Genomic DNA, 7,797 nt, shown 5'->3' on the forward strand with positions numbered 1-7,797 from the left:
CGGCCGCGAGCGTCACCGACGAGCGGTACAGCGCGAGCCACAGCAGCCACACGATCAGCGCGATCGTCGGCGCCCAGCGGCCCACGACGTCCCACCGGCCGCGCACCGCGGCGTCGCCGACGAGGAACGCGGCGAGAGCCGCGGCGCACCAGAACGAGATCAGCGACGAGGGCGCGCGCAGCGTCGTGTCGGCTCGCACCGGCTCAGACACCACCGCCCAGCGTGATCGACGCGCCGGGGATGGCATCCAGCAGACGCCTCGTGTACTCCTCGGACGGGTTGGCGAAGATCTCGTCGACGGTGCCCTGCTCGACCACGCGGCCCTTCTCCATGACGCACACGAGGTCGGCGATCACCCGCACCACCGCGAGGTCGTGCGTGATGAACAGGTAGGTGAGCCCCAGCTCCGACTGCAGCTCGGAGAGGAGCTTGAGCACCTGGTCCTGCACCAGCACGTCGAGCGCCGAGACCGCCTCGTCGAGGATGATGAAGTCGGGCTTCAGCGCCAGCGCACGGGCGACCGCGATGCGCTGTCGCTGCCCGCCGGACAGCTCGTTCGGATAGCGCGTGGCGAGCTCGCGCGGCAGCGAGACCTGATCGAGCAGCTCGTACACCCGCTGACGCCGCGACGCACGGTCGCCGACCTTGTGGATCTCCAGCGGCTCGGCGATCGTGTTCTCGATGTTGCGGAGCGGGTCGAGCGTGCCGTAGGGATCCTGGAACACCGGCTGCAGGCGCCGCCGCAGCAGGAAGATCTCCTGCTTGTCCAGGGTGGAGAGATCCTTGCCGTCGATCTCGATCGTGCCGGCGGTGGGCTGCTCGAGCATGAGCAGCATCTTGGCGACGGTCGACTTGCCCGAACCCGACTCGCCCACGACGGCGAGCGTCTTGCCGCGGGGGATGTCGAACGACACGTCGTCGACCGCGCGGAACGGCTCGGTCTTGAACCCGCCCATCCGGATCTTGTAGTCCTTGGTGAGGCCCTGCACGTGCACGGCGGGCGGCTCGGCGAACAGGTCGTCCACGGTCTCGAGGCCCTTGCGCTCGTGGACCGCCTGGATGCGCTGCGACGCGATGCTCGGGGCCGCGGAGACGAGCCTCTTCGTGTACGGGTGGATCGGGTTCTCGAGGATCGCACGGCTCGGCCCCGACTCGACGACCTCGCCGTCCTTCATCACGACGAGCTTCTCGGCACGCTCGGCGGCGAGGCCCAGGTCGTGCGTGATCAGCAGCACCGACGTGCCGCGCTCGCGCGTCAGCCGCGCCATGTGGTCGAGGATGACGCGCTGGACCGTCACGTCGAGCGCCGAGGTGGGCTCGTCGGCGATCAGGAGCTTCGGGTCCGCCGCCAGGCCGATGCCGATGAGCGCACGCTGGCGCATGCCCCCGGAGAACTGGTGCGGGTACTGGTGCAGGCGCTTCGCGGCATCCGCGAGCCCCGCCTGCTGCAGCACCTCGATCGCGCGCTGCTCGACCTCTTTGCGACCCCTCGCGATGCCGTTGGCGCGGATCGCCTCCTTCACCTGGAAGCCGATGCTCCACACCGGGTTGAGGTTCGACATCGGATCCTGCGGCACGTAGCCGATCTCGCGTCCGCGGATGCGCTCGATCTCGGACGACGGCAGGTGCGTGATGTCGCGCCCGTCGAGAGTGATCGAGCCTCCCGTCACGTGCCCCGTCCCCGGAAGGAGCGAGATGATCGACGTCGCCGTCGTGGACTTGCCCGAGCCGGACTCGCCGACGATCGCGACCGTCTCACCGGGGTAGATGTCGAGGTCCACGCCGTGCAGGACCTCGCGCTCGCCGCGCTGCGTCCTGAAGGCGACCCTGAGGTCGCGGATGCTCAGCAGGGGGGTGCTCATCGCCGCGCCCTCGCTCTCGGGTCGAGGGCGTCTCTGATGAGCTCGCCGAGGATGATGAACGCCAGCACCGTGAGGGTCAGGGCGATCGACGGGTAGATGAGCGCCATCGGAGCGACGCGCAGCGACGACTGCGCCTGGCTGATGTCGTTGCCCCACGACATGACGTCCGAGCCGAGCCCGACGCCGAGGAACGTGAGCGTCGCCTCCGCGACGATCGCCGCCGCCAGCGAGAGCGTCGCGATCACCAGCAGCGGCGCGACGGCGTTCGGGACCACGTGGCTGAGGAGGGTCTGGAAGCGGGACTGACCGAGGGCACGGGATGCCATCACGTAGTCCGCCTGCCTCACCCGCAGCACCTCGGCCCGCACGACGCGTGCGGTGGACGCCCACGCGAATCCGCCGATGGCCAGGGCCAGCGTGAAGACGTTGCGGTACTGCGAGAAGACGCTCATCACGACGACCGCGGCGAGGATGTAGGGGATCGAGAAGAAGATGTCGCCGATGCGCGAGAGCAGCGAGTCGAGCCAGCCGCCGTAGAAGCCGGCGAACGCGCCCATGACGAGGCCGATGCTGCTGCCGATGATGGTCGACAGGAGGCCGACGGCGAGCGAGGTGCGTGCGCCCCACACGATGCGCGCCCAGACGTCGCAGCCCTGGAAGGTGTAGCCGAGCGGATGCCCCGGCGCAGGCCCTCCGTTGGAGTTGGCGAGCTGGCAGTCGTTGTTCGGGGGCGTCTGGGTGAACAGCGTCGGGAAGAACGCCATGACCAGGAGCACGAACACGAGCAGGAGCGAGAGCCAGAACAGGGGCCGGCGACGCAGGTCGGACCACGCGTCCGACCACAGGTTGCTCGGCTTGTCGTCCACGCGGACGGCGTCGATGACGACGGTGGTTTCCTTGATCGGAGCGACGTAGTGCTCCATCGGCGGCCGGTCAGGCATAGCGGATCCTCGGGTCGAGCAGGCCGTAGAGGAGGTCGACGGCCAGGTTGACGAGCACGTAGATGATCACGAAGACCGTGACGAACGACACGATCGTGGGGCCCTCATGACGCAGCGTCGCCTGGAACAGCGTGTTGCCGACGCCGGGGATGTTGAAGATCGCCTCGGTGACGGTCGCGCCCACCAGCAGCACGCCGAAGTTGGTGGCCGAGTTGGTGATCACCGGGATGAGCGAGTTGCGGAGCACGTGCACCGGGATGACCCGGCTCTTCGGCAGGCCCTTGCTGTAGGCCGTGCGCACCCAGTCCTGGTTGAGGGTCTCGATGACCGAGCCGCGCATCAGTCGCATGCTCGTGGCGTACAGGCTCAGCCCCAGCACGATCGCGGGGAGCCACAGGTCCCCCCAGTCGTTGTTGGCGCCGACCGTGGGCTTGAACCATCCCCATTGGATCGCGAGGAAGTACTGCGCGAGGAAGCACATCACGAAGATCGGGATGGCGAGGAAGATCAGCGCGATGATCAGCGAGACGTGGTCGACGAGCTTGCCCTTGCGGAGGGCGGAGACCGTGCCGACGATGATCGACAGCACGAACTCGATCGCGATCGCCATCACGGCGAGACGGGCGGTCACCGGCAGCGTGCGGGCGAGCACGTCGTTGACCGACTGACCCGAGAAGGTCACGCCCATGTTGCCCTGGAAGATTCCGAGCATGTAGTAGAAGTACTGCACCAGGAACGGCTCGTTCAGGTGGTACTGGTCTCGAATCTGCTCCAGCAGCTGCGGACTCGGCGTCTTGTCGCCGAACAGCGCGAGGATCGGGTCGCCGGGCATGGCGAACACGAGGAAGAAGATGAGCAGGGTGGATCCGAAGAAGACGGGGATCACCTGCAGGAAACGTCTGAGGATGTAAGCGAGCATCCGTGCTCCCTCCGGCCTGGGGCGATGCCTGATGATAGCCCGCGAGGCGGTGGCCGTGGCCACCGCCTCGCGGGGCGATCACGTGTCGAACGTCAGTTCTTGGTGATCTGGTGGAAGAGCGGCACCGAGTTCCAGCCGAACACGACGTTCGAGACCGACTCGGAGAAGCCGCCGCGGGCGTTCGAGTACCACAGCGGGATCGCCGGCAGCTCGTCGAGGATGATCTCCTCGGCGGCGTGGTAGTCCGCGATCGCCGACTCGGTGTCCTCGGCGGCAGCACCGGACGCCACGAGCTTGTCGACCTCGGCGTTCGAGTAGTCGCCCGTGTTCGCCGAGCCGCCGGTCACGTACAGCGGCGCCAGGAAGTTGTACAGCGACGGGTAGTCGGCCTGCCAACCGCTCCGGTACGGCGTCTGGATCGTGCGCGCGTTGACCTCGGTGCGGATGCCCGCGAAGTCCACGTACGGGGCGCTGGACGCGTCGATCCCGAGCGTGTTCTTGAGGCCGTTGGCCACGGCATCCGCCCACTCCTGGTGACCGCCGTCGGAGTTGATCGCGATCTGGAACGTGCCCGACCACGGCGCGATCTTGTCGGCCTCGGCCCACAGCTCCTTCGCCTTCTCGGGGTCGTACTCCAGCACCGAGGCGTTCTTCAGCGAGTCCGTCCAGCCGTCGACCGCCGGCGAGCTGAGGTCGACCGCGGGGGTGTTCGTCCCGTGGAAGATGGTCTCGGTGATCTCCTCGCGGTTGATCGCGAGCGAGATCGCCTGGCGACGCAGCTTGCCCTCCTCGCCGGAGAAGTGCGGCAGGCGGGCCGGGATCGTGAACGACTGGAAGATCGCGGCGGGCTGGTTGACGGCACGCTCGCCGAGCTCGTCCTGGAAGGTCGCGATCGAGGTCGGCGGGATGACGTCGATGACGTCCACGTTGTTCGACAGCAGGTCCGCGTAAGCCGCGTCCGCCGTGGCGTAGAACACGATCGTCAGTCCGCCGTTGACGACCTCGCGGCCGCCCTGGTAGTCCTCGTTCTTGACGAGCTCGATCTGCACGTCGTGCTGCCAGGCGCCGTCGCCGGCCAGCTTGTACGGGCCGTTGCCGATCGGGTTCTCGCCGAACGCCGCCATGTCCTCGAAGGCGACCTCGGGCAGCGGGCTGTAGGCGGTGTAGCCGAGACGCGTCATGAAGTCGGCCGCGACCGGCGACGTGAGCGCGATCGTGAAGGTGTGGTCGTCGACGACCTTCAGACCGGTGAGCTCGGAGTCGGCGCTGTCGCTGTAGCCCTCGATGTCGGCGAACCACGACTGGTTCAGCTGCGCGTTCGACAGCTGCGCGCCGTAGTTCCACGCCTTGGTGAAGCTCTCGGCCGTGACCTCGGAGCCATCCGTGAAGGTCTGCCCCGTCTTGAGCTTCACCGTCAGGTTCGACGGGTCGTCGATGGTGATCTCGTCGGCCATGTCGTTGACGAACTTGCCGTCGGCGTCGTAGAAGCCGAGGCCCGCGAAGAGGTTGTCCACGATCGTTCCGCCGCCGACCTCGTTGGTGTTGGTCGGGACGAGCGGGTTCTCCGGCTCGGTGCCGTTCGTGGTGATGATGGCCGACGTGTCGCCGCCCGGAGCCTTCGACGGCTCGTCCGAGCCGCCGCCGGCGCAGCCTGCGAGGGCGAGTGTGCCCGCCGTCAGCAGCGCGAGCCCGGCGAGGGCGATCTTGTTGCGCTTCACATTTCCTCCTGTGGAAAGGGATTTCTCGTCGGGCACGTCGATGTCCTAGCACCCGGACTACCAGACACCATAGGTGCGATGCGCGGTCCGCTCAGCGCCGACACTCAAACTGTTACAGAGCCTTTACTCAACGGGGGTCGCGTATGGCATTCTGACGGTTGTGCGCGACGTCATCCCCCTCCCGCGCGACCCGTCGCGCACGCGGCTGCGGTGGGAGATCGGCATCGTCCTCGCCCTGTCGGTCGGTCGGTCGGCGCTGTACTCGGTGCTCTCGCTCGTGCAGGCTCTCACGCGCGAGGAGGCGCTCGGCGACCAGCAGACGTCGCTGAACCCGGGCGCGAACGCGCAGGAGTTCTGGGACGTGCTGTACCAGCTGCTCGGGCACGCGTTCGGCCTGGTCCCGGTCGCGCTCGCGGTGTTCCTCCTCTGGGAGCCCGGGCAGAGCGCCTTCCGTCGCATCGGGCTCGACTTCCGGCGGTTCGGCGGCGACGTCGGCCGCGGCATCCTGCTCGTCGCCGTGATCGGCGTGCCGGGCCTCGGCCTCTACGCGCTCGGCCGCGTGCTCGGCATCACCGTGCAGGTGGGGGCCGCGCCGCTCGACGCCTCGTGGTGGACCGTGCCGCTCCTCGTCCTCGCGGCGCTCCGGGCGGGCCTCACCGAGGAGGTGATCTTCCTCGGCTACCTGTTCGACCGCCTGCGGCGGCTCGGCTGGGGGCCGTGGACGATCATCCTCGCCACCGCGGCCCTGCGCGGCGCGTACCACGCCTACCAGGGCATCGGTCCGATCGTCGGGAACGTCGCGATGGGCGTCGTGTTCGGCTGGTGCTACCGCCGCTGGGGCCGGGTCATGCCGCTCGTGGTCGCGCATGTCGTGATCGACGTGATCGCGTTCGTCGGCTACCCCCTCGCCGTCGCGTGGTGGCCCGGGCTCTTCCCCCCGGCATCCTGACCCGCGCGGCCCGTCCACCCCCGCCCCCTCCCGATCCGCGAGAGTGCAACTGTGCACCGAGAATGCGTGCTCAGCATGCTCTCTCGGTGCACAGTTGCACTCTCGCGGTCATGGGGGTGGGATGCCGGGGACTCCTCCACAGGGCGGGGTGGGTCGCGGGTTGTGCACAGACGGTGCCCTCGGCATGAGCGGCTGTGACGATCCGCGCCATCCTGGCCTCGTGAAAACGACGACTACGCCGCCGCGCATCGCGCCGAGCCCGATCGCGCTCGTGTCTCGCACGCAGGATCCGCACGCCGCACGTGCCGCCGCCCGAGGCGAGTTCGTACGGGTGTCCTCCGGTGTGTACGCATCGCGCGTCGCGTGGGAGGCTTTGAAGCCCTGGGAGCGCTATCTGGCCCGCGTCCACGCGGCGTCCATGCGCTATCCCGACGCCGTGTTCTGCCTCGATGCCGCGGCCGCGTTCAGGTCGCTGCCGATCTTCGGCGAGCCTGAGGAGGTGCACGTGATCGCGCCGGCCCATGCCACCGCGCGGGCCAGCGCCGGAGTTCGCGTGCACCTCACCGCCGAGCCGCGCAGCATCGAGGAGATCGACGGGATCCTGGTCACCGACGTCGCAGACACCGTGGTCGACCTCGCCCGCGGCCGCCACAATGCCGTCGGGCTCGCGGTCGCGAACGCGGCGCTGCGGGCGAATCCCCAGCTGACATCCGCATCGCTCCGCGCTGTCAACGAGGGTCGGGCGAGCAGTCGCTGGCGTCGTCACGCGCGTTGGCCGCTCGAACGCGCGATCCCCACTCCCGAGAGCCCGCTGGAGAGCGTCAGCCTCGCCGCCGTCGAATGGCTCGGGATACCGCCGCCGGAACTGCAGCGACGATTCTGCGGCCCCGATCACACCGACCGGGTGGACTTCTGGTGGCACGCGACCCGCACCGCGATCGACGTCGGCGCGACGGCCGGCTGCGTGCGCTCGGGGTCACCGCGACCGCTCACTGGGCGTGGAGCGACGTCGTCGACGCCGCCGGGCTCCAGGCCGCGCTCGTGGCCGCGGGAGTGCATCCCCGCTATCCACAGGACACCCGCCAGCTGCATGGCCTGCGTACGACGCTGACCCAGCGTCGCACCTGGACCCGAGCTCCGGCCTCCGCGTCCTGATCCCCCTTCGTTCCCGCGGGAATGCAACTGCGCGCCGAGAGAGCATGCTGAGCACGCACTCTCGGTGCACCACTGCACTCTCGCGGATCGGCAGCGGGGCCGCGGGGGCGGGCCGGCGGGGGGAGGGCGGGAGCCGGCGGGGCTAGGCGAAGGCCTCCGGGGGCGGGCACGCGCACACGAGGTTGCGGTCGCCGTGGGCGTTGTCGACGCGGCGCACCGGCGGCCAGTACTTTCCGCGCACGAGCGAGCGCAC

6 protein-coding genes and 1 pseudogene are annotated in these 7,797 nt (G+C 69.0%); 2 read left to right on the forward strand and 5 right to left on the reverse strand.

From position 1 onward, the window contains the following. The 5 genes and pseudogenes from WML84_RS10945 to WML84_RS10965 all read right to left on the reverse strand — a co-directional run. Positions 1-211, reverse strand: a pseudogene (locus tag WML84_RS10945) (hypothetical protein); the annotation flags it as partial. After that, complete coding sequence (locus WML84_RS10950) at positions 204-1,862, reverse strand: ABC transporter ATP-binding protein (RefSeq protein ID WP_347346179.1); 1,659 nt, start codon at positions 1,860-1,862, stop codon at positions 204-206. The pseudogene WML84_RS10945 and the gene WML84_RS10950, both read right to left, overlap by 8 nt. Further along, positions 1,859-2,803, reverse strand: a complete 945-nt coding sequence (locus tag WML84_RS10955; protein WP_347346180.1) for an ABC transporter permease — start codon at positions 2,801-2,803, stop codon at positions 1,859-1,861. Before WML84_RS10955 ends, WML84_RS10950 begins: the two co-directional genes overlap by 4 nt. Then, positions 2,796-3,722 (reverse strand): ABC transporter permease, encoded by a 927-nt coding sequence (locus WML84_RS10960; protein ID WP_347346181.1) that lies wholly within the window; start codon positions 3,720-3,722, stop codon positions 2,796-2,798. Before WML84_RS10960 ends, WML84_RS10955 begins: the two co-directional genes overlap by 8 nt. A gap of 92 nt (positions 3,723-3,814) precedes the next feature. Then, positions 3,815-5,440 carry an ABC transporter substrate-binding protein gene (locus WML84_RS10965; protein ID WP_347346182.1) on the reverse strand — a complete coding sequence of 542 codons (1,626 nt, stop codon included), beginning with the start codon at positions 5,438-5,440 and terminating at the stop codon, positions 3,815-3,817. Positions 5,441-5,600: 160 nt separating this feature from the next. Between WML84_RS10965 and WML84_RS10970 the strand changes: the two genes are divergently transcribed. Both WML84_RS10970 and WML84_RS10975 read left to right on the forward strand, forming a co-directional pair. Next, the gene (locus WML84_RS10970) at positions 5,601-6,389 is read left to right on the forward strand and encodes a CPBP family intramembrane glutamic endopeptidase (protein ID WP_347346183.1); all 789 of its coding nucleotides are present in this window, start codon (positions 5,601-5,603) and stop codon (positions 6,387-6,389) included. 184 nt (positions 6,390-6,573) lie between these two features. Continuing rightward, positions 6,574-7,500: a hypothetical protein gene (locus WML84_RS10975; protein ID WP_347346184.1), complete on the forward strand. Its 927-nt coding sequence runs from the start codon at positions 6,574-6,576 to the stop codon at positions 7,498-7,500. Positions 7,501-7,797: the final 297 nt, after the last annotated feature.

This window comes from Microbacterium sp., assembly GCF_039812165.1.
Classification (GTDB): domain Bacteria; phylum Actinomycetota; class Actinomycetes; order Actinomycetales; family Microbacteriaceae; genus Microbacterium.

Excerpts from the sequence above, each read along its gene's own strand:
- WML84_RS10950 (WP_347346179.1), bottom strand. The coding sequence starts at position 1,862 with ATGAGCACCCCCCTGCTGAGCATCCGCGACCTCAGGGTCGCCTTCAGG.
- WML84_RS10955 (WP_347346180.1), bottom strand. The coding sequence starts at position 2,803 with ATGCCTGACCGGCCGCCGATGGAGCACTACGTCGCTCCGATCAAGGAA.
- WML84_RS10960 (WP_347346181.1), bottom strand. The coding sequence starts at position 3,722 with ATGCTCGCTTACATCCTCAGACGTTTCCTGCAGGTGATCCCCGTCTTC.
- WML84_RS10975 (WP_347346184.1), top strand. The coding sequence starts at position 6,574 with ATGAGCGGCTGTGACGATCCGCGCCATCCTGGCCTCGTGAAAACGACG.